20 protein-coding genes are annotated in these 19,637 nt (G+C 54.8%); 5 read left to right on the top strand and 15 right to left on the bottom strand.

Translation table 11 applies throughout. The features are described from left to right. Nucleotides 1–7: 7 nt before the first annotated feature. Both VQ830_RS14915 and VQ830_RS14910 read right to left on the bottom strand, forming a co-directional pair. On the bottom strand, nt 8–238 hold the full coding sequence (locus tag VQ830_RS14915; RefSeq protein WP_337268924.1) for a hypothetical protein: 231 nt from the start codon (nt 236–238) through the stop codon (nt 8–10). Then, complete coding sequence (locus tag VQ830_RS14910) at nt 228–605, bottom strand: hypothetical protein (RefSeq protein ID WP_337268923.1); 378 nt, start codon at nt 603–605, stop codon at nt 228–230. The genes VQ830_RS14915 and VQ830_RS14910 overlap by 11 nt, the downstream gene beginning before the upstream one ends. Before the next feature lie 253 nt (nt 606–858). On the opposite strand from VQ830_RS14910, the gene VQ830_RS14905 reads away from it, so the two are divergent. Then, the gene (locus VQ830_RS14905; RefSeq protein ID WP_337268922.1) at nt 859–2,061 is read left to right on the top strand and encodes a pyridoxal phosphate-dependent aminotransferase; all 1,203 of its coding nucleotides are present in this window, start codon (nt 859–861) and stop codon (nt 2,059–2,061) included. A 103-nt stretch (nt 2,062–2,164) separates the two neighbouring features. Here VQ830_RS14905 and VQ830_RS14900 read toward each other — a convergent pair whose 3' ends face one another. Further along, entirely contained in the window at nt 2,165–3,262 is a 1,098-nt protein-coding gene (locus tag VQ830_RS14900) for a calcium:cation antiporter (protein ID WP_337268921.1), read from the bottom strand. 152 nt (nt 3,263–3,414) lie between these two features. On the opposite strand from VQ830_RS14900, the gene VQ830_RS14895 reads away from it, so the two are divergent. Beyond that, on the top strand, nt 3,415–3,666 hold the full coding sequence (locus tag VQ830_RS14895) for a DUF2188 domain-containing protein (protein WP_337268920.1): 252 nt from the start codon (nt 3,415–3,417) through the stop codon (nt 3,664–3,666). A 1-nt stretch (nt 3,667) separates the two neighbouring features. On the opposite strand, the gene VQ830_RS14890 is transcribed toward VQ830_RS14895, so the two are convergent. After that, nucleotides 3,668–4,600 (bottom strand): LysR family transcriptional regulator, encoded by a 933-nt coding sequence (locus VQ830_RS14890; protein ID WP_337268919.1) that lies wholly within the window; start codon nt 4,598–4,600, stop codon nt 3,668–3,670. Between the two features lie 89 nt (nt 4,601–4,689). On the opposite strand from VQ830_RS14890, the gene VQ830_RS14885 reads away from it, so the two are divergent. Beyond that, on the top strand, nt 4,690–5,649 hold the full coding sequence (locus tag VQ830_RS14885; RefSeq protein ID WP_337268918.1) for an SDR family NAD(P)-dependent oxidoreductase: 960 nt from the start codon (nt 4,690–4,692) through the stop codon (nt 5,647–5,649). A gap of 12 nt (nt 5,650–5,661) precedes the next feature. On the opposite strand, the gene VQ830_RS14880 is transcribed toward VQ830_RS14885, so the two are convergent. The 7 genes from VQ830_RS14880 to trxB form a co-directional block, all read right to left on the bottom strand. Beyond that, nucleotides 5,662–6,582 (bottom strand): alpha/beta hydrolase, encoded by a 921-nt coding sequence (locus VQ830_RS14880; RefSeq protein ID WP_337268917.1) that lies wholly within the window; start codon nt 6,580–6,582, stop codon nt 5,662–5,664. 120 nt (nt 6,583–6,702) lie between these two features. Further along, nucleotides 6,703–7,503 (bottom strand): aminoglycoside phosphotransferase family protein, encoded by an 801-nt coding sequence (locus VQ830_RS14875; RefSeq protein WP_337268916.1) that lies wholly within the window; start codon nt 7,501–7,503, stop codon nt 6,703–6,705. Between the two features lie 212 nt (nt 7,504–7,715). After that, complete coding sequence (locus tag VQ830_RS14870) at nt 7,716–8,837, bottom strand: alkene reductase (protein ID WP_337268915.1); 1,122 nt, start codon at nt 8,835–8,837, stop codon at nt 7,716–7,718. Nucleotides 8,838–8,865: 28 nt separating this feature from the next. Next, nucleotides 8,866–10,029 (bottom strand): MFS transporter, encoded by a 1,164-nt coding sequence (locus VQ830_RS14865; protein WP_337268914.1) that lies wholly within the window; start codon nt 10,027–10,029, stop codon nt 8,866–8,868. 1 nt (nt 10,030) lies between these two features. Continuing rightward, nucleotides 10,031–10,324 (bottom strand): ArsR/SmtB family transcription factor, encoded by a 294-nt coding sequence (locus VQ830_RS14860; protein ID WP_337268913.1) that lies wholly within the window; start codon nt 10,322–10,324, stop codon nt 10,031–10,033. 680 nt (nt 10,325–11,004) lie between these two features. Beyond that, on the bottom strand, nt 11,005–11,901 hold the full coding sequence (locus VQ830_RS14855; protein ID WP_337269073.1) for a LysR family transcriptional regulator VtlR: 897 nt from the start codon (nt 11,899–11,901) through the stop codon (nt 11,005–11,007). Nucleotides 11,902–11,920: 19 nt separating this feature from the next. After that, entirely contained in the window at nt 11,921–12,895 is a 975-nt protein-coding gene (trxB, locus tag VQ830_RS14850) for a thioredoxin-disulfide reductase (protein ID WP_337268912.1), read from the bottom strand. 228 nt (nt 12,896–13,123) lie between these two features. Between trxB and VQ830_RS14845 the strand changes: the two genes are divergently transcribed. Then, a complete protein-coding gene (locus tag VQ830_RS14845) occupies nt 13,124–13,591 on the top strand; it encodes an Lrp/AsnC family transcriptional regulator (protein ID WP_337268911.1) in 468 nt (155 codons plus the stop codon). A 52-nt stretch (nt 13,592–13,643) separates the two neighbouring features. Here VQ830_RS14845 and VQ830_RS14840 read toward each other — a convergent pair whose 3' ends face one another. Then, on the bottom strand, nt 13,644–15,644 hold the full coding sequence (locus VQ830_RS14840) for an acyltransferase family protein (protein ID WP_337269072.1): 2,001 nt from the start codon (nt 15,642–15,644) through the stop codon (nt 13,644–13,646). A 584-nt stretch (nt 15,645–16,228) separates the two neighbouring features. On the opposite strand from VQ830_RS14840, the gene VQ830_RS14835 reads away from it, so the two are divergent. Beyond that, on the top strand, nt 16,229–16,918 hold the full coding sequence (locus VQ830_RS14835) for a glycosyltransferase (protein ID WP_337268910.1): 690 nt from the start codon (nt 16,229–16,231) through the stop codon (nt 16,916–16,918). A gap of 149 nt (nt 16,919–17,067) precedes the next feature. Here the strand turns inward: VQ830_RS14835 and VQ830_RS14830 are convergent, their stop codons facing one another. The 3 genes from VQ830_RS14830 to greA form a co-directional block, all read right to left on the bottom strand. Then, nucleotides 17,068–17,787 (bottom strand): membrane-anchored protein, encoded by a 720-nt coding sequence (locus tag VQ830_RS14830; RefSeq protein ID WP_337268909.1) that lies wholly within the window; start codon nt 17,785–17,787, stop codon nt 17,068–17,070. A 125-nt stretch (nt 17,788–17,912) separates the two neighbouring features. Beyond that, nucleotides 17,913–18,971 carry a glycosyltransferase family 4 protein gene (locus tag VQ830_RS14825; RefSeq protein ID WP_337269071.1) on the bottom strand — a complete coding sequence of 353 codons (1,059 nt, stop codon included), beginning with the start codon at nt 18,969–18,971 and terminating at the stop codon, nt 17,913–17,915. Between the two features lie 30 nt (nt 18,972–19,001). Next, nucleotides 19,002–19,478 (bottom strand): transcription elongation factor GreA, encoded by a 477-nt coding sequence (gene greA, locus VQ830_RS14820; RefSeq protein ID WP_337268908.1) that lies wholly within the window; start codon nt 19,476–19,478, stop codon nt 19,002–19,004. Between the last annotated feature and the right edge of the window lie 159 nt (nt 19,479–19,637).

Below are 19,637 nucleotides of genomic sequence, written 5' to 3'. Positions count from 1 at the left end.
GGCCGGACTAGCTATGCAGTAGTCCATCGCAGATCAATGCAATGCCCAACAAGGCGATAGCCACAATGAAGGTGGCGGCGATCCGTTCGCCGCGCGAGAGTTTTTTCAGCGGTCGAGACTGATATCCTGCCGTGGCTTTATCGGCTAGTTCCTTGCGCGCCGAAATGAGTTCGCCATAAGACGGAAGAGGTTCGAAATGCTCATCTGCCTCAACCTCAGCATGGGACCTATTTTGCATGGACATGGTCGCCTGGGAAAACCATGTCACGGATGCGACGACGCCAGATCGTGAGGAGGCTGAGGCCCGTCATCGCAACGACAAGAAGCGTCATGCCGCGCATGACGTTGCCATTGATTTCATGATGTTTGGGAAAAGCCGTTGTGGCGGAAGCGGGACGAGCGAAATTGTGAATCGTCTGATTGATCGAGGCCGGCATGTTGATCAATTCGATCGTTGCGCGCGGTGCTTCCTCAGCTCTCGCCGTCGAGATGAAGCCAAAGCCCGTCATCAGCGAGGCCGCGACCGCGATCACGGCAATCGTCAGCGAGGTCCGCATTCTGCGAACTCGTATGCGGTTTACGGCAACTTCGTCTTCCAGAAACATTGGCATACCCTCTATCACCAATCTTCGTATGGTTTGTTCGCTCTTGATCCAGGCGCGGTCACGACCAAAATGCGGCATGCCGCAGCATTTGTTGGGGCGAATTCATGGCAGCCGCGCGCAGCGCACCGATCATTAAGAATCATGGCACCTATCAGCCCTTTGCGCTTGAAATGCCTGAGCATATTGGACATAGAGCTATCGCAGCTTGCCGATATCAGCAGTCTGCTCTCGTCAACCTACAGGATCGATGATCATGGCCTTTCTTGCCGATGCCCTTTCCCGCGTGAAGCCTTCAGCCACCATTGCCGTCACCCAGAAAGCACGAGAGCTGAAAGCCAAGGGACGCGACGTCATCGGCCTCGGCGCTGGCGAGCCTGATTTCGACACGCCCGACAACATCAAGAAGGCTGCGATTGACGCGATCAATCGCGGAGAGACGAAGTACACGCCAGTCGCGGGCATTCCTGAATTGCGCAAGGCGATCGCCGCGAAGTTCAAGCGCGAAAACGGGCTTGATTACACGCCGGAGCAAACGATCGTCGGTACGGGCGGAAAACAGATTCTCTTCAACGCCTTCATGGCGACGCTTAACCCTGGCGATGAAGTTGTTATTCCTGCTCCTTACTGGGTGTCCTATCCGGAAATGGTGGCACTTTGCGGCGGCACTCCGGTTTTCGTTTCGGCGACACAGGAAAACAAATTCAAGCTTCAGGCAGCCGACCTTGAAAAGGTCATAACGCCGAAGACCAAGTGGTTCATCTTCAACTCGCCATCCAATCCATCAGGCGCTGCTTATTCACACGAAGAGTTGAAGGCACTGACTGACGTGTTGCTGAAGCATCCGCATGTCTGGGTTTTGACCGACGACATGTACGAGCATCTGACCTACGGGGACTTCAAGTTCGTCACGCCCGTCGAAGTCGAGCCGCAGCTTTATGATCGCACATTGACGATGAACGGCGTCTCCAAGGCTTATGCCATGACAGGCTGGCGCATCGGTTATGCCGCTGGTCCGCTGCAACTGATCAAGGCTATGGATATGATCCAGGGGCAGCAGACCTCGGGTGCGACCTCCATCGCACAGTGGGCTGCTGTCGAGGCGCTGAACGGAACACAGGACTTCATCCCAAAGAACAAGAAGATTTTTGAAGGTCGCCGCGACCTTGTCGTATCCATGCTGAACCAGGCCAACGGCATCGTTTGCCCATCGCCTGAAGGTGCGTTCTATGTTTATCCATCCTGCGCAGGGCTGATCGGTAAGACGGCTCCTTCCGGCAAAGTCATTGAAAGCGATGTCGATTTCGTTTCGGAATTGCTGGAAACCGAAGGCGTTGCCGTGGTTCAGGGATCCGCTTTCGGCCTTGGCCCGAACTTCCGCATTTCCTACGCAACATCGGAAGCTCTACTGGAAGAGGCTTGCAAGCGTATCCAGCGTTTCTGCGCTGCCTGCCGTTAATTTCTTCTGAGAACCTGGACAACGGGCTCGCCTCGACAGCGAGCCCGTTTTCTTTTGATTGCCGTGCGTGACGCTTGGCCTTTCTCGGCAAATGCTGCGAGCCCTAAAGGTTGAGAAAGGTCAGCATCAGGAAGGTGGCGAAGAGGATAAAATGCGTCATACCCTCGATCGCATTTGTTTCGCCATCGTTGAGGTTGATGGCAGCGGCGATCAGCGTGATCATCACCATGACCGTCTGGACCGGAGACATGGCCATGATGAAAGGCTGCCCGGTGTAAAGCGCGATGCCTTCCATGACTGGCACAGTCAAAATCACCGTTGAAAGAGAGGCACCCATGGCGATGTTGACGGTTGCCTGCATGCGATTGCGCAGTGCCGCGCGCAAAGCCGTCAGAATTTCCGGCGCAGCCGAAATCGCGGCGACGACGATCGCCGTCAGGGCAAGCGGCGCTCCGGTATCCTTCAAGCCTGCGGTCATGAATGCAGACATGAATTCTGCCAGGATACCGATAATCACGACGCCGATCAGAATGATGACGATCGAGACTACGGTCGGATCTTCGGCGTGGGGTTCTCCTGGAGTCTCACGGCGCTTTTCCGCCTTTGGGTAGCTGTAGCTGAAAAAGTAGCTGTGTTGGCCAACCTGCATGCGCAGAAAGAGTGCGTAGAGCGCAATCATCGCGCAGATCGTGAACGCCGAGTAGTAATGCCAGCGATCCGATGGCACGAATTCCGGCACGATCATCGAGATGCCGATGGCTGTCAGGATCATGACGCCATAGGTTTTACCCGAATTGTCGTTGTACGGTTGCTCTCCGTGCTTCAGGCCGCCAAGCAGAGCAGCAAGCCCCAGGATGCCGTTGATGTCGAGCATTAATGCTGCATAGATCGTGTCGCGGACCAGCGTCGGTGACGGGTCGCTGCTCATCAGAATTGCCAGAATGATGACTTCGACAGCGACGGCAGAGAGCGTCAGGATCATCGTGCCGTAGGGATCGCCCACCTTGGCGGCCAAGATCTCGGCGTGATGGGCGACCCGCATCGACGCCAGAACAATGGTTACGACGAGCAGTCCGGCTGCGACGGCGGCCACGCCTCGTCCCATTTCCAAAACACTATGCTCAGTCAGATAAGCGATAACTGCGACCAAAGCAGCAATACATAAAAATATCTCGCCTCTTAGGCGCGATAGTATCATCATTCCCATGACTCCCCGTTTCCAGGGCAATCTAATCTGGCGTCGCTTCTTATCAACCCAGGCTGGCACGGCTTTGTTTGCGAGAGTGTAAAATCAGTGAGATAATGAACTTGCCCCTGAAATTCAGGGAAGATCAACTGAAGGAGGAGCCAGCGATGAAAGCGGTTTATCAGGTCGTTCAGCATGATGGCGGATGGGCCTACCGTCTCGGCGATGTTTATTCCGAAACATTTGTGACCCATGCCGATGCTTTGGCTGCAGCGCGGATCGTCGCCGCAGAGCAGCAGGTTGGCGGTGATCCGGAGGAAATCAGTTGGCAGGACGAGAAGGGCCGTTGGCATACGGAATATTCGGATGGCGGGGACCGACCGGAGACAGAAGTCGTTGATAGTGAGCCATTGAAGTGACTCAAGCTGCCGGGTTGCCTTGCCTGCGCTTGCCACCAATGTAATCCCGTAAGCCGCTTGCTAAAGCATCGAATACAGTGCGGCAGGTTGCCGACGCCTTAAGGTCTTCGTGCATGACGACATAGGTTGGCAGACTGAGCTTGATGTCGGGCAAGACTCGCAAGAGATTGTCATCGCGCTCGGCGAGCTTGCAATGACATACTCCAATGCCTGCTCCAGCCCGCAAAGCAGCGTTTTGAGCAGAGCCGCTATCGGTGCGAAATGACCATCGCGTCTCAGCTTCGTCCGGAAAATCTGGCACAGCCTTCCGCAGTGCCGCCAGCGAGTCTCGGATAAAGGGCGTTACGCTCTGAAATCCGATCAGCAAGTGATCGCGCAGGGCCGAAGGATCGGCCGGTTCTCCAAATTTTTCGATGTAGATACGATGGGCATAAAAGCCGAGGTAGATCGTGCCGACGGAGCGTGCAACAAGTGCTTTTTGCTTGGGTTCTACCATCCTCACGGCAATATCTGCATCGCGGCGAAGCAGGTCCTCCACCGCATCTGACGGTGATAGCTCGATCTGCAGAGTGGGATGATCGCGTTGAAGTTTCGCCAAAATCGCAGGCAAAACCTCTGCGCCGACGACCTGGCTTGCGGAGACTTTCACAATCCCTTTGATGAGATCCGGATCATTTTTCGAATGCCGGACGATTGCATCGGCTGCCGCCGCCATTGCCTCTGCGAAAGGCTGCAGGATGAGAGCTGCTTCGGTAGGCTGAAGGCCTTGCGGTGACCTTGTGACGAGGCTTCGTTGAAGCTGGCGCTCCAGTTCTTCGACATGACGACCGGCACTGGGCTGCGTTATGTTCAACATCTTGGCCGCGCCAGATAATGAGCCTGCCTTCAGGACGGCGCCGAAGGTCCGATAAAGATGCCAATCAGGGTCATTCATTTTTGAATATCTTCTATAGAGCTTCCATCAATTACGCATAGTCAATCATGCTGACATAATCCACTCCATGAAAACGTGGAGAGATCATCATGGAACATCATGTCTCAGAACAGAAGGTTGCTCTCGTCTTGGGGGCAACAGGCGGCGTTGGCGGTGCCATTGCCCGTCGATTGTCGAAAGCAGGCTGGAAGATCCGTGCCCTCCATCGTTCTCCATCCAAGGTTGAAGCGTTTCACACGGACTTTGACTGGATTGCGGGCGATGCAATGTCGGCAACGGATGTGGCAAGCGCTAGTGTCGGCGCTAACCTTATCGTCCACGCCGTAAACCCTCCTGGCTACAAGGATTGGGACAAGGTTGTCCTGCCGATGCTGGAAAACAGTATTGAAGCGGCGCGCATTAACAACAGCCGTCTCTTTGTGCCCGGCGGCGTTTATAACTTTGGGCCGGACACCTGGACCGATATTGCCGAAGATAGTCCGCAGCGGCCAATCACACGCAAAGGCGCGATCCGCGCAGAAATGGAACGCCGCCTGCGGATTGCTGCAGAAGGAGGCGTTCGCGTTCTTATCCTGAGGACCGGCGATTTCTTTGGCCCTCAGGCGGCAAATAACTGGTTTTCACAGGGTCTGGTGAAAACGACTCCAGGCGGCCGGAAAGTAACCCATGTCGGCCGGGACGGCGTCGGCCATCAATGGGCATATTTGCCGGATGTCGCTGAGACGGTGGCCCAACTCATTGCAAGAGACGGCGAGCTTCCGTCCTTCGCAGTCTTCAATATGCAGGGTGTCTGGGATCATGATGGCCGGCAAATGATAAAGGCCATTTTGCACACGGTTGGGGCCTCTGCCAAAGTCAGTCGCTTTCCCTGGTGGATGGTTGCTGTTGGAAGACCGTTCGTTCCGTTTTTCCGCGAGGTGTACGAAATGCGCTACCTATGGACCGTGCCTGTCAGGCTACGGAATGACCGCCTTCGAGAATTTCTTGGAAAGGAGCCGCATACACCTCTCGATCAGGCCGTGAGGGCGACATTGGCTGCCTTGGGCTGATCGATAACGACATCAAATGTGCAGGAAGCCCGCGCTCCTGCACCAATGGTGAAACTCGTTTGGCCACGCAGCCGGTTCGGTACCCGCACGCCCCATCCCCCAACCATGGCCGCCCGTATGGAAAAGTTTCAGCTCGGCGGCCACACTTGAATCTTCCAGGGCACGATACATCATCACGCTATTTTCCACGGGCGAAATTGGATCGTCCTCTGCATGGGCGAGAAACATGGTCGGCGAATCTGCATCGACGTGATGTTCAACCGACCATTCTGCGCTGTCGTGGTGGGACGGATGATGACCAATGAGTTGGACTCGCGTCGAGGAACCATCGTAAGGCGCCATCAACGTAATGATGGGATAGAGCAAGGCTGCAAAATCGGGCCTTGCACTCTTGGTGTCGATATCATCGAGAACAGGCAGGTATTCGGTGTTTGGCCTTGTCGCTGTTATCCCGGCTAGATGACCTCCCGCAGAAAAGCCCATCATACCAATCGATCCGGATTCAAAACTATGCGTGGGAGCCAGGGACCTGACCACGCGCATAGCGCGCTGGGCGTCTTCAAACGGCGCTGTCGTCGATGCCATTTCGCGGGGTAATCTGTAGATAAGTTCGAACGCTGCAATGCCCAACGACTGCAGCCAAAGGCAGGCAGGGGTGCTTTCCTTTGCTGCCTCGATGCGCTTATAGCCTCCGCCCGCGGCGACGAGAATGGCCGTGCCGACCGGTTTTGAAGGCCGATAATAGCGCAGGCGCGGGCGCAAGACGCCGGTTATCGCGCCCTTATCATCCGTGGTTTCCGTAAGTTGTGTTCCCTCAGGAGCTGCAAAGGGAGCCGGCCAAAGATCTATCTCTTCGACATCTTGCGCCGCCCGCGCGGCGCCGCTTGCCATGCTTGCTGCCAGAGCGAGGAAAAAGCGGCGCGAGATGTCCATGAAAAGCTCCTTGCCCAACAGCGCCGCCATGATGGCCGTAGAATGTTGGATCGAAACTTACTTTGCCCAATCGGGCGCTTTCAAGGCAAGTGCTGCGGGACGGATCCAGCCTTCTTCCTTCTAGCGATCTACCTGGCTCAGGGCGAGGGCGGCGAACCGTAGCTGTCGCTCCGCCTCGATCGGAAACCCATCTTCTGCAAACCATGCCGCTGACAGTCCCGCATGGGCGATGACCCAGCACAGCAGACGCTTGCTTTCAACCGCGAGAAGCTCTGCGACAAAAGGAAGTTCTGTTTGCAACCGCTCCACGGATGCGACATCGGCAAGATCAGGATTTGCAAAGATATTGGCGTAATCATAGGCGCGCTCACCAACCAATCCCCTTGGATCGATCGCCTTCCATCCCGCCTCGCCGAATTCCAGAATATTCTGTTGGTGGATGTCGCCATGCAAGACGGTAATCTCTTGTTGTTCGCTCAGCAGCGCCTCTGCAATCCGCCAGCACCGCGCATAAAGCTCTTCCTGGCTTTGGCTTGCGCGTTCCAGAGATGCAAACCATGCGCGGAGCGGAATGAGTGGCGGTCGCGGGTGAGGGTGAGGCTCGTGCAATCGTGCAGCAACACCGCAGATAATTTCTGTGGCTTTTCTATCCTCTCCATCAAGCGCCATATGAAGCAATGACGGCGAACCTACGGCTCGTTCCATGAGAATATGGGCGCCTTGGCGGCGGTAGACCCTCGCGGCGCCTTGTCCCGCCCACCACTGCAAAACCTCGCATGCGGCTTGTTCTGCAGGATCGTGAGCAATTTTCAACATTGCTGGATGACCCTCCCAAAGCACGGGAAGAAGGTGGCTCGAGCGCGTCACGATTGGCTCGCCGTCGGGAATGAGCGCCCAGAGGGCAATGCTGGTTTCAAACATAAGGCGAGCTTACGACAGAATCGGTCCGAACATCATCCGTCAAATCAGTAAAACCCGATGCATGAGTTGGGGGGCGAACCCGCTGCCATGCGCCCGCTTGAATGTTTCGGTATGCTACATGCTGATGCGAGGAACGAAGCGTTACGGAAGGCACTCAGAACGCATTGCTAAAGAAAGAAACCCGCCATAGGGCGGGTTTCGACGGAAGTAGGTTAGCTTGCTTTCGAGAGCGTGGGATAGTCTGTGTAGCCCTCAGGTCCGCCGCCATAAAGCTTTTCCTGGTTCAGCTGATTCAGAGGTGCATCGCTTTTCAAGCGCTCGACAAGGTCCGGATTTGAGATGAACGGTTTGCCGAAGGCCACGAGATCGGCATGCCCACTATCAACTGCATCGATCGCCGTGCTGCGCTGATAGCCGTTGTTGACCATCCAAGCCGCCTTGCCGCCTGCCTTATGATGAGCGGCTCGCAATGCATCATAGTCAAAAGGCTTGTCGCCTTGCTGGAAGTTCCTATCGCCTCCTGTCGCGCCTTCGATGACGTGGATATAAGATAGCTGATGGGCGGCGAGTTTTTCCACGACATAGGTGAAGAGAGGTTGCGGATCGCTGTCCGACGCATCGTTCGCCGGTGTAACAGGCGACAGGCGGATCCCTGTGCGTGACGCGCCAATGGCGTCGGTAATAGCGTCTACAACTTCAAACAGGAAGCGCGCACGGTTTTCGATCGAACCGCCGTAAGCGTCCGTGCGATCATTGATGCCGGAGCGCAGAAACTGGTCGATGAGATAGCCGTTTGCCGCGTGGATTTCGACCCCATCAAAGCCGGCCTCAATGGCAGCCTTGGAAGCTTTTCTATAGTCTTCCACGATCCCCTTGATTTCCTCTGCCGTCAGCGCACGCGGCTCTGACGTATCGGCGAATTCGCCGCTTCCGTCTGCCTTGAGGATGTAGGTCTTCGCCTTGGCCGCTTTGCTTGTTGACGAGACCGGCTTGCCGCCGTTTGGTTGCAGGCTCGTATGGGAAATCCGGCCGACATGCCACAGTTGTACGACGATCTTGCCGCCTTTTTCGTGGACGGCGCTCGTCACTTTCTTCCAACCGGCAATCGCTTCCGGCGTATAGAGACCCGGAACATCAGCATAGCCTTGGCCCTGGTGCGTGATGGCAGTTGCTTCCGTGATTATCAGCCCCGCGTCGGCCCGCTGACGATAATATTCAATGTTCATGTCGTTTGGGGCTGCGCCCGGCGAACGATTGCGCGTTAGGGGCGCCATGACGATTTTGTTTTTCAGTTCGACGTCGCCCATCTTAAAGGGTTCAAAGAGACGAGACATAAAGTTTCCTTTTCAATGACTTGGTTGATTATTCAGCGGCAGCCAGTTTTCTGCCGCCGGCGGAAAAGTAAGTCGCTCCTGTCAGGCCAAGGCCAATGACTGCAAGCAGGGCGGCTGCGAGCGGAACGAGCGAGATATCCGCTCCGGCCTGCAGCACCATGCCGCCGGCCCATGCCCCGACTGCATTTCCGACATTGAAGGCGCCGATATTCACGGTGGAGACGAGATTTGGCGCTTCCTTGCCAAAGCGAACGACGCCCACCTGGAGTGCAGGAACGGCAGCAAAGGTTGCCGCGGCCCAAAGGAAAAGAGTGATTTCCGCTGCGATGAAGTAGTGGCTCGTCAGGACGAAGACGGTAGAAAGCACGGCGACTAATGCGAAAATGGTGGTGAGCGAAGCACCAAGCTTCCAGTCCGCAAATTTTCCGCCAATGAGATTTCCGACAGTCAGTCCGGTGCCGATTAGGAACAGAGTCCAGGTCACTCCCTGCGGCGATACACCAGTTACATCCCGCAGCAGGGGCGCGATGTATGTGAACATTGCAAACATCGAGGCAGCGAAGAAAACAGTGTTGGAGAGCGCCAGCCATAGATGACGGTTTCCAAGCGCTGCGACTTCTTGCAGAATGCTCTTCGTCGCCTCAGACTTATCGCGCGGCAACGCCATGATGAGACCGACGATGGTGATCACGCCGATACCCGTCACGACAGCAAAGGTCGAGCGCCAGCCATAAGCTTGGCCGATGGCGGTTCCCAATGGCACGCCGAGAACATTGGCGAGTGTCAATCCGGTAAACATCAGGGCGACAGCGCGTGCACGACGATCGGGGCTAACGAGGCTCGCGGCGACGATCGACCCGATGCCGAAGAACGCGCCATGGCAGAGTGCGGTCACGATGCGGGCGACGAGCAGGAGCCAGTAATTTGCAGCGAATGCGCACAAGAGGTTGCCTGCTATGAAGAAGGCCATCAGCAGGATCAAAGCTGCACGGCGGGGGAGCTTGGCTGTGGCGATGGCCATCAAAGGCGCACCAAAAGCGACAGCCAGTGCATAGCCGGTGACCAGCCACCCGGCATCCGGTATCGTGACACCGAGATCGGCCGCAACTTCGGGTAATAGCCCCATAATGACGAATTCGGTCGTGCCGATCGCAAAGGCGCTGAGAGACAGCACGAGGAGAGCAAGTGGCATTCTAGAGGTCCTGGGAGAGTTGTTTCAGAAAGGCGGCGATGGTGTCTTCATTGCGCTTGTAGAAAACCCACTGGCCGATCCGGCGCGTGCTGAGAAGACCAGCTTGCGTCAGTGTGCTGAGATGCGCTGAAACCGTCGACTGAGACAGGCCGCAGCGTTCGAATTGACTGGCGCATACTCCCATGTCGAGTGGATGTTCCTGTCCGGAGAAATGAGCTTCCGGCTCTTTGAGCCAGTTCAGAATTTCAAGGCGAACCGGATGGGCGAGCGCCTTCAAAATTTTGTCCTTGTCCATCGCCGTTCTCCGAAGTGTAAATCGGATTTATCCGATATATAGATCGGCAAAGAACGATTTCAAGAAAGATTTTGGAGAATGGGTTTCTGGCTGCATCGGTAATCGTGTCGCTCCCAAAGGGCCGAGATCTCACAGGAGGTGTTAGCAGTCGGCCAAGGGCACTCGTTCAGTTGCACTGACAGCCGGACGATGCGCAAAAAAAAGGCTCGCAAAAAATAGCGAGCCATAGGTGTGAAGGCTTAAAACCTCCAGAGGGGAACAGCCGATGCAGCGGCACTGGGAGAGAACCGCGTCAGTGCATCAGCTATTACCAGATATGGCCCTTGCCGGATGAAAATCAAGAGAGAATAAAACAATCTTTAAGTTGCGCCCGCATTATCTATAAAATCCCCACATGCGTCGGGCTGCCTCTTGCTTCTCCTCGGCAAATCTCAAAAGCATGAATAGAAAGCAGATTTTTAGGCAAAAAAAGAGGGCCACCAGAAAACCGGGGCCCTTTAAAGTTGTGAAGGTAAAAACCTCCAGAGGGGAACAGCTAATGCGGTGGAACTGGGAGGAAAGCCACCGTGTGCATCAGCTGTGTGCGATATGACGCTTTAATGGGCAGACAGCAACCTTTTTTTGTGCATGTCAGTCATGCGTTTACCGCATGTTGAATGTTTAAGACCAGTTTTGCGGCCTTAAAAGCTCCAATTACGTGCTTTCGCGACGATAAAGTCTCGGAAAGCTTTCAGCTTTGCGGCGTTCTTCATTTCCGTCGGATAGCAGAAATAGGTGTCAAACGACGGCACATCGGCGTTGATCGGAAGTTGAATGAGACCAGGGTCCCTGCCAACAATGTAGTCAGGCATGCAGGCAATGCCAATTCCCAGAAGGCAGGCTCTTTTAATCGACGTCTGACTGTTGATCTGCAAATGAGGAAGACGCTTGTTGTCGGAAGACCGGCCGGCAATTTCGAGCCAGTTCACATCGAGCAGATAGTTCGGTGCTGGCTCGCCGAAGGTAATGATGCGGTGATTATCGAGATCCTCGATAGTCTGAGGCTCTCCATATCGGTTGATGTACGAGGGGGCAGCATAGACATGCATATGCACCGTAAAGAGCTTACGCTGGATCAGGTCCGACTGTTGCGGTTGGCGAAGCCGTATCGCGCAATCTGCATGCCGCATGTTGACGTCCAGTTCCTCATTATCGAGGATCAACTGGATCTGGACGTCGGGATAAAGCTGCATGAACTCCTGAATCTTGTCGGTCAGCCAGCCTTGTCCAAGGCCGACTGTGGTCGTAATGCGCAGTTTGCCCGAAGGCTTCTCGTTGGTTTCGGTCAATTGCATCTTGACCGTTTCCAATTTCAGCAGGACATCGTGCGCCGTCCGATAGAGAAGCTCACCTTGCTCCGTCAGTATCAAGCCGCGAGCATGGCGGTGAAAAAGCTTTGCGCCCACGTCCTGTTCAAGTGCGCTTACCTGGCGGCTGATCGCCGATTGCGATAGGTGCAGCTTGTCTGCAGCATGGGTAAAGGAGCCGGCTTCCGCCGCGGCGTGGAATATCCGCAACTTATCCCAGTCCAGGGGCATTCCAACGCCTCTCATCGGCTCACTCCGCGGCAACGGCAACGGGCATATGACCCGTCAGATAGCGTTCAGCCTCGAGCGCTGCCATGCAGCCCATGCCCGCAGCGGTGATTGCCTGACGGAACGTATCGTCCGTGACGTCTCCGGCCGCATAAACGCCTTCCAGGCTGGTTGACGTTGAATCGGGTGCGGTCCAGAGATAGCCGGTTTCCTTCAGTTTGAGCTTTCCCTTGAAAAGCTCGGTTGCCGGTGCGTGGCCGATCGCCACAAAGACACCGTGAACTGATAGCTCGGTGATGACCCCGCTTCTGGTATCTCTCAGGCGAGCGCCTGTCACAGAGGGCGGCATTGGCGGCTTTGCCGGCGTTCCGACAATTTCAGCGACCTCGGAATTCCAAATGATCTTTACGTTGTCCTTGGCAAAGAGCCGCTCTTGAAGAATGCGCTCTGCGCGGAAGCTGTCCCGGCGGTGAACGACCGTGACGCTCTTTGCGATGTTGGAAAGATAAAGAGCTTCCTCAACGGCACTATTGCCGCCGCCCACAACGATCACGTCCTTGTTGCGATAGAAGAACCCGTCGCAGGTTGCACAGGCAGACACGCCAAAACCTTGGAAATGCTGCTCGCTTTCGATCCCAAGCCACTTGGCCTTGGCGCCCGTCGCGATGATCAAAGTGTCAGCGGTCCAAACAGTGCCAGAATCTGTTCTTGCCACGAAAGGACGGCGGTCCAGATCAACCTCAGTGACGAGGTCATTGACGATTTCCGTGCCCACGTGCTTTGCTTGGCCCAGCATTTGTTCCATCAGCCATGGGCCTTGGATCGGATCAGCAAATCCCGGATAGTTTTCAACGTCCGTCGTGATCATCAACTGGCCGCCTTGCTCCATACCAGCAATCAGCACCGGCTCCAGCATGGCACGCGCCGCATAGATCGCAGCGGTATAGCCTGCAGGACCAGAGCCAATGATCAACACCTTCGTGTGACGGGCAGACATAGAATTTCCTTTCAAGTGACGGATGGCGGGAAGGCCTTTAGATTTCGATCTCTGCCAATCCACTGCCCATTTATGAACGACCAATGCTTTAATGCAAGGCCAGCCTTGCGTTACCAACAAGGCAAATCAAGGAGATTGTGTAACATTCAATCGCAAGAGCGAAACATTCTTGCGTAATCTTTCGCGTTATATAGAAGTTTGCGCAGGGGATTTAAAGAAAGGCCTATATTGGTGCGCGCCGAACTTGATGCCATCGATATCAAGATCCTGCGGGAGCTGCAGAATCACGGACGGATGACCAATGTCGAGCTCGCCGATAGAGTGGGAATATCGGCTCCACCTTGCCTTCGACGTGTGCGCAAGCTGGAAGAAACAGGCATTATCGAAGGTTATCAGGCGATGCTGAACAGCCCGAAGCTGGGGCTTGATCTTGTCGCATTTTGTATGGTCGGCCTCAAGCACCAGTCTGAAGCCAATCTGAAAGCTTTTGCTGCCGCGACGGCTGGCTGGCCTCTCGTCAGGCAGGCTTGGATGGTTTCGGGCGATAGTGATTTTCTCCTTCACTGCGTTGCGGAAAATCTGACCCGCTTCCAGGATTTCGTTATTGAAGTTCTGACGGCCAACGAACATGTCGATACGGTGCGGACCATGCTGACGATCCGTCAGGTCAAGCGCTTGGGCTTGGTCGAAATCTAGCTTACTACTGACGCCGCTATCCGGTCCAGAACCGCTTTTTTGCGATTTGAGATTACTGTCCTGATGCGCCGCTCCGCTTTATTTGCTCCATGATCGGTCCGAAGGCTGGCGATAGTATCGCGGCACCTTTTGAGGAAAGGTGGTCCTTATCCCTGTAAAGAACAGTGTCTCCCACAATCAAACGGCATTTGGTGTCGTCGCAAATTTCCTTTAATGGATCGGCCAGAGGCAGGTCGTTGGCCTTTGCGACATCTTCCAGAACCTTCCTGGAAAGCGCCTGACGCTGCCTTGTAAAACTGAGGGGAAGGGCGATGTCGAACGATTTGTCTGACAGTTCTGCCTTCGCCAATACTTCAGGGACTGCATAGCCTGCTTCAGGCACATCGAAGATCAGTACAGGGATGATGTTCTGGGCCTTGAGCTCTGCGGTCACGCGCATCAGACCGTCACGGATCGGAGCAGAATGGTCTTCCAAGGGCGGTGGCTTGGTCGGATCAAAGAATATTCCCTGCGAGGGCAATTCTGCCCTATGCACGTATTTAGGCCAATATCCCGCCATGAAGACATAGGGATATTTGTGGCGCTTAATGAGTGCCATGACTGCGTCATTGTAAGGTTTGCAAATCTCGTCGATGCTCGATTGGGCAAAGTCCCCATCTGGTAGTGGTGGGCATGACGCCTTCGCAACGAACGTGCCAGTGAGGCCGAACTCTCGGGCGGCGCGATCGATTGCGGGTGCAATTGCAGCCGCATGAGAGTCTCCCCACAAAAGAAATTGCGGAGGACCAGGCTTATCGGCGCCGATGGTGCAAAGCCTGTCATGCTCAATGTCGTCAGTGCTGATGCCAGGGGTGTTCGCTTCAGCAAAGCATTTTTGCGAGAAGAACTTCCCCCGGTCATAGGTCGCTTCGTAAATCCGCAGTGCCTGATCCGGAAGACGGTTTGGAAATCCTTGTTTGTCTTGCACGACATTGCTGAACAGCACCGCAAGGATGAAGGCGCAACTGCTCGCGCCAATTAGCGCAAGCTTGGAAGGCGCTCTGGGACCGTGGCGCATGGGTTGTTCGATAAAGCGCCACGACAATGCCCCGAGGCCAAGAGACATCACGACAACAAACAAAGACCATTCAACATTAAGGGCATGCCCGAGAAAATATCGCAGGAATACGATGAGCGGCCAATGCCACAAATAGACCGAATAAGAGATGCGGCCGACGAAAATGGATATTGGATTGTTCAAGATCGGCGAAACGAAGCCCGTTTGGCACGAGGCGTGAATGATCAGCGCGGCGCCGAGACAGGGTAGCGCAGCGGCAACGCCCGGGAAGGGCGTGTCCTTGGTGTAAAGGAATATGCTGATGAGGATCGCAATTAAACCCGCCGCTGTAAGAGCGTTGGTGGTGATCATACGATAAGCGGGCCGGGGCAGGACGGCCACAAGGCTTCCGAGCAAAAGCTCCCACACCCGACTGTAAAGAAGGTAGAACGCCTTTTCTGGTGAATTCGCGACCGACCACTGACTCACCGCAAAAGAAATAACGGCAGTGGCAATTACGATATGAAGGATCCGGCGGCGTGCAAAACGAAAGCAGAGCGTCATCGCAAGAGGAAGCAGGAGATAAAACTGCTCCTCCACCGCGAGCGACCACGTATGCAGTAGGGGTTTCATATCCGCTGCAAGGTCAAAGTAGCCGCTTTCCCGCTGAAAATGGACGTTGGCGTAAAAGAGTGCTGAGGCAGCCACGCTTCTTGCATAGTATTCAAGCTCCTCGGGCATGAAGAGGAACCATGCCGCCACGCTGCTGCAGGCGATCATCGCGAACAAAGCTGGAAAAATTCGCCTTGCGCGCCGCAGATAGAAGTCGACAAAGCTGAAGCTGTCTGTTTCCAAGCCACCCAGTATGATGCGGGTCATCAAATAGCCTGACAGAACAAAAAAGACGTCGACGCCGACATAGCCTCCGCTCACGACGGAAAAGCCCGCGTGAAACAACAAAACCGGCAAGATCGCCAGTGCTCGCAGACCGTCGAGATCCGGCCGATAGGTAAGCATCCTGTTGCTGCTTATCGTGCCCGTAACATGCGCTTCAGCGATCTGTTGCCCTTTTTCTTTCGGCGGAGCTTTCGCTATACCCAAGTTTGTTTCCTTTGTCTTTTTCGTGCCGACGGGCTTTTTTAGTTTGAGGGACCACTACAGCATCAGTCCGAAAATCGGAATCCTTTTCGGCAGAACCCAATACAGGGGTTTCGAAGTGCGTTACCCTTCTGCATCATTTGCCATGTACGGCCTCTCGAGGTTTGCCTCGGCTCGGCAGTACCACCGGATTTAGGCTTATCCATTGCAAAAGTCGCTGTGGAGGAAGGGAAGGGCCGTCATATTCTCGACGGCTCAGATCAGATCGAATTTGCGCAGCGATCGCGTCATGACGCTACCTTTTCCTCAAAATCTTGTATGGTTTTGGAAGGCATTGCTGTTAAAGCATTGCCCTTGTGCAGCTTCCGCCCTAGCCTAATCGCCGTTGCCAAGGGAGCGATAGACTTCATCCGTGATCGAGGGCGCGCGGGGCGGCGTTTCGATCGCGCTGCGAGGTCGTTTTCCGGCTGGGCCTACAAAAGAGAATATGAGGATAGGATTTCATGACGCATGGTGCTCACGTCTATATCGGTTTTGACAGCAAAGAAGTCGTCGCCTACCACGTCCTTTGCCAGAGCATTCTCGAAAAGAGCTCCATTCCGGTTACATTCACGCCCATCTACCTCAACAATGTCGGGAGCGTCTTTACGCGAGAGCGAAACGCTTTGCAGTCGACCGAGTTTTCCTTCTCACGGTTTCTGACGCCGTATCTCAGCAATTTTGAGGGCTGGTCGCTGTTCATGGATTGCGACATGCTGATGCGCACCGATATCGCCGAGCTGTGGGAATTGAGAGACGACCGCTACGCAGCCATGTGCGTCAAGCATGATTATGTTCCCAAGGTAGAAACGAAATTCTTGGGGCAGGTTCAGACCAAGTACGAGAAAAAGAACTGGTCGAGCGTTATTTTGTTCAACAACGCCAAGTGCCGAAAGCTCGACCTTGACTACGTCAATACGGCCACCGGACTTGAGTTGCATCAGTTCAAGTGGCTGGAATCAGACGAACTTATCGGCGAATTGCCCGCTCAGTGGAACTGGCTCGTCAATGAATACGCGTACACGCCTGATGCCAAGCTGGTGCATTTCACCGACGGCGGCCCTTATTTTGACGAGTACAAGGATGACGATTATGCCGAAGAATGGTTTGCAACTCGCGAGCGCGTACTGAGTGTCACCCAGCGTTCATCATGATGCATATGTGATGCTTTTGATCCTGCGATCGGACCCAAGATCGATTCAGTCTTGGGTCCTGTCCTAGGGCGGTTTGGATAGCGCTCCTCGGTGAGCAGCACCACCTACTTTTCAAAAGTGCCAGAAATGCAATCGCTGGTATTTCCGCGTCACTTCCAAAGCGGCATGTTCATTTCGGCAGCGACGGTCGGATCTGCCGTAAAGATGGGATGACCGGCATCCAGCAATTTTCGAAGCACGAACATATCCATTTGAGTGTGCTGCCGGTGCAAATCGGCGGAATTGTAAATATGGCCGGATGAGTTTGGATTAATTCCCGAAATGATGACGGCAGGAGCTTTGTGATAGAGTGCGAAGAGGACGGCCGTGACGCCGTTTGAGCACTTCGCTTCGTCATCCATTTCGAGTGTGCGGAATCCAGCCACGCGATCGAGAAGCGACATCCGTGCGTAGCGATTGACGATATGCAACTGGTCATAGCTGTAATCAAAGGCCCGGAGGCCTTCGGCAAGCTCGTCCCGTTTGTTTCGCGGCCAGAGCATAACGTAAAGGGCGCCTGTGCTTTTGCCGCGCAAGACACGCCGCACCTCGACAGGGTTTTTCGCTGTCCCTTTTACCTGATTATAGCGCATGAATGTGATGTCAGGCTTTTCAATTCCCCAGCCTTCCAGCACGGATTGCGACCCGTTGATGGTGATAACCGAGAAGCTGCTGTCGAAACGCTCCGGTTTATGGGAGACTGGCGCGGAGCCGAGAACAAGCACTGGTCCATTGAACGGTGATGGCGCAGGAGGAGGCGATGGCCTTGTGAGCGTGTACCTTATGTTGCGAAGGCAACGCTTACGCACTTCAGTAAATCGCGAACTCATTCCCTGGCTTTATCTCTGATTGTTGCGAGGTAGGCGCAATATGGCGCGGTAGTTTCAAAATGGAAGACTAAAATAGTCGCATGCTCAGATGCTTGCCTTACTTAAGACGTTCGGTAAAGCGGCTTTTATTGATTTAAGATTGTATTGTAGAGCTGTGCCAGTCTGCGCGCTTCCGTTTCGATCGCAAAACGGCTGCGCGCGTGACGTAAAGCATTTTCAGCCATCAGGCTTCGTGCATCGTTATTATCCATGATGCCACCGGCACCGGCCTCCATGGCTGCAAGATCATCGCGCGGTATGATCATCCCTGTGCTATCTTGTCCGCCCTTCATCAGTTCAGGAAAGGCCCCGACATCGGTGGCGAGAACGGGAACGCCGCTTGCCATCGCTTCAAGCGGAGTGAGCCCAAAGCCTTCCCAACGTTGCGGAGCGACAAAAAGATCGAGTGCCTGGTACCAGCGTTCGATATCCTTGTGCTCGCCGACGAACAGGATGCGCTCGCTCAAACCTGCAGCCTCGACCTTTTCGCGCAAGCTTTTTTCAAAGGTCACGTGTTTTTCGGTGGCGCGGCCAGCGATCACGGCGCTCCATTGCGGACGCGACGGCAGGAGCTTGATCATGGCATCGACAAAAAGATCCGTACCCTTCTGATGCCTGATACGTCCAAAGCAGCCGACAAAGTTTTGTTGGGGATCAAGATTGCACGCCCGTTTTGCTTCAATCTTGTCAGTTGGGGGTGCAAAGCGGTCGGCATTGATGCCGTGCATGATCACTGTGCTTGGCACCTCCAGATAGGACGCCGTTTTTTCACTTGTCGAAACGACCGCGTCCATGCGTGAGATGAGCCATTTCGTCCAACCTGTATGATGGCGCTGAGACGCTGACGTGAAGACGATCCGAAGGGGCATGCGGAAAACATCACGCATCAAGATCGCTGGCAGCATCTCAATATTGCGGCGTGCGTGCCAGATTCTCATGCGCCGTCCGGCTGGCGGCGTCCAAAGTTGGAAAAGATCACTGAAGCGAATGTGCGGCAGACGCTCTGGCAGGCCTGGTCCCAGTGTCGCGATCTTCTGGCCGAGCGCAACTTGGGCCGGTATGAGCTGGATGAGCGTCGAGGTTACGCCAGAAAGGCGCCGCTTGAAATGCGGCGCAATGACTTCGACGTTTTCAATAGCGACGATGTTTGCCTGACCGGCTTCAGCCACTGAGGATCAACCCCAGGAGACCGCAATGATTTCGTAGGCTTTGGAACCGCCGGGTGCGTTCACTTCAACGGAGTCACCCACTTCCTTGCCGATAAGCGCGCGCGCGATCGGGGAGGAAATCGAGATCATGCCGGCTTTCACATCGGCTTCTTGGTCGCCCACGATCTGGTAGGTCTTTTCCTCTTCGGTATCCTCGTCCACAAGCTTGACCTTGGCGCCGAACTTGATCTTGCTTCCCGACATCTTTGTCAGGTCGATGACTTCGGCACGCGTCGTCAGGTCTTCAAGTTCGCTGATGCGGCCTTCGTTGTGGCTCTGTGCTTCTTTTGCAGCATGGTATTCGGCATTTTCCGAAAGATCGCCATGGGCGCGTGCTTCCGCAATAGCCTCGATGATTCTCGGACGTTCTTCCTGCTGACGCCAACGCAGTTCTTCCTGCAGCTTGACGAAACCGCCCGGAGTCATCGGAACCTTTTCAACCATGTCTTTTCATCCTTCGATCTTCTTATCAGCCCGAGATAGGGGCAGATACAAAAGAAAACAGGTCCCGAAGCAGAACTTCGGAACCATCCAGCAAATAATCTTTAGGCGGGTTATAGCAGAATGATGACAACGATTTCCATCAAATTCGACATTTTCCCG

The sequence above is a fragment of the Oryzifoliimicrobium ureilyticum genome (genome assembly GCF_037199735.1).
In the GTDB taxonomy this organism is placed as follows: Bacteria; Pseudomonadota; Alphaproteobacteria; order Rhizobiales; family Rhizobiaceae; genus Rhizobium; species Rhizobium ureilyticus.
This window is presented reverse-complemented; position numbering and strand designations above follow the sequence as displayed.

What these genes read in the sequence shown, in the direction of transcription:
- VQ830_RS14915 (WP_337268924.1), bottom strand. Translation starts at nt 238, where the DNA reads ATGCAAAATAGGTCCCATGCTGAGGTTGAGGCAGATGAGCATTTCGAA.
- VQ830_RS14910 (WP_337268923.1), bottom strand. Translation starts at nt 605, where the DNA reads ATGTTTCTGGAAGACGAAGTTGCCGTAAACCGCATACGAGTTCGCAGA.
- VQ830_RS14905 (WP_337268922.1), top strand. Translation starts at nt 859, where the DNA reads ATGGCCTTTCTTGCCGATGCCCTTTCCCGCGTGAAGCCTTCAGCCACC.
- VQ830_RS14900 (WP_337268921.1), bottom strand. Translation starts at nt 3,262, where the DNA reads ATGATGATACTATCGCGCCTAAGAGGCGAGATATTTTTATGTATTGCT.
- VQ830_RS14895 (WP_337268920.1), top strand. Translation starts at nt 3,415, where the DNA reads ATGAAAGCGGTTTATCAGGTCGTTCAGCATGATGGCGGATGGGCCTAC.
- VQ830_RS14890 (WP_337268919.1), bottom strand. Translation starts at nt 4,600, where the DNA reads ATGAATGACCCTGATTGGCATCTTTATCGGACCTTCGGCGCCGTCCTG.
- VQ830_RS14885 (WP_337268918.1), top strand. Translation starts at nt 4,690, where the DNA reads ATGGAACATCATGTCTCAGAACAGAAGGTTGCTCTCGTCTTGGGGGCA.
- VQ830_RS14880 (WP_337268917.1), bottom strand. Translation starts at nt 6,582, where the DNA reads ATGGACATCTCGCGCCGCTTTTTCCTCGCTCTGGCAGCAAGCATGGCA.
- VQ830_RS14875 (WP_337268916.1), bottom strand. Translation starts at nt 7,503, where the DNA reads ATGTTTGAAACCAGCATTGCCCTCTGGGCGCTCATTCCCGACGGCGAG.
- VQ830_RS14870 (WP_337268915.1), bottom strand. Translation starts at nt 8,837, where the DNA reads ATGTCTCGTCTCTTTGAACCCTTTAAGATGGGCGACGTCGAACTGAAA.
- VQ830_RS14865 (WP_337268914.1), bottom strand. Translation starts at nt 10,029, where the DNA reads ATGCCACTTGCTCTCCTCGTGCTGTCTCTCAGCGCCTTTGCGATCGGC.
- VQ830_RS14860 (WP_337268913.1), bottom strand. Translation starts at nt 10,324, where the DNA reads ATGGACAAGGACAAAATTTTGAAGGCGCTCGCCCATCCGGTTCGCCTT.
- VQ830_RS14855 (WP_337269073.1), bottom strand. Translation starts at nt 11,901, where the DNA reads ATGCCCCTGGACTGGGATAAGTTGCGGATATTCCACGCCGCGGCGGAA.
- trxB (WP_337268912.1), bottom strand. Translation starts at nt 12,895, where the DNA reads ATGTCTGCCCGTCACACGAAGGTGTTGATCATTGGCTCTGGTCCTGCA.
- VQ830_RS14840 (WP_337269072.1), bottom strand. Translation starts at nt 15,644, where the DNA reads ATGCTTACCTATCGGCCGGATCTCGACGGTCTGCGAGCACTGGCGATC.
- VQ830_RS14835 (WP_337268910.1), top strand. Translation starts at nt 16,229, where the DNA reads ATGACGCATGGTGCTCACGTCTATATCGGTTTTGACAGCAAAGAAGTC.
- VQ830_RS14830 (WP_337268909.1), bottom strand. Translation starts at nt 17,787, where the DNA reads ATGAGTTCGCGATTTACTGAAGTGCGTAAGCGTTGCCTTCGCAACATA.
- greA (WP_337268908.1), bottom strand. Translation starts at nt 19,478, where the DNA reads ATGGTTGAAAAGGTTCCGATGACTCCGGGCGGTTTCGTCAAGCTGCAG.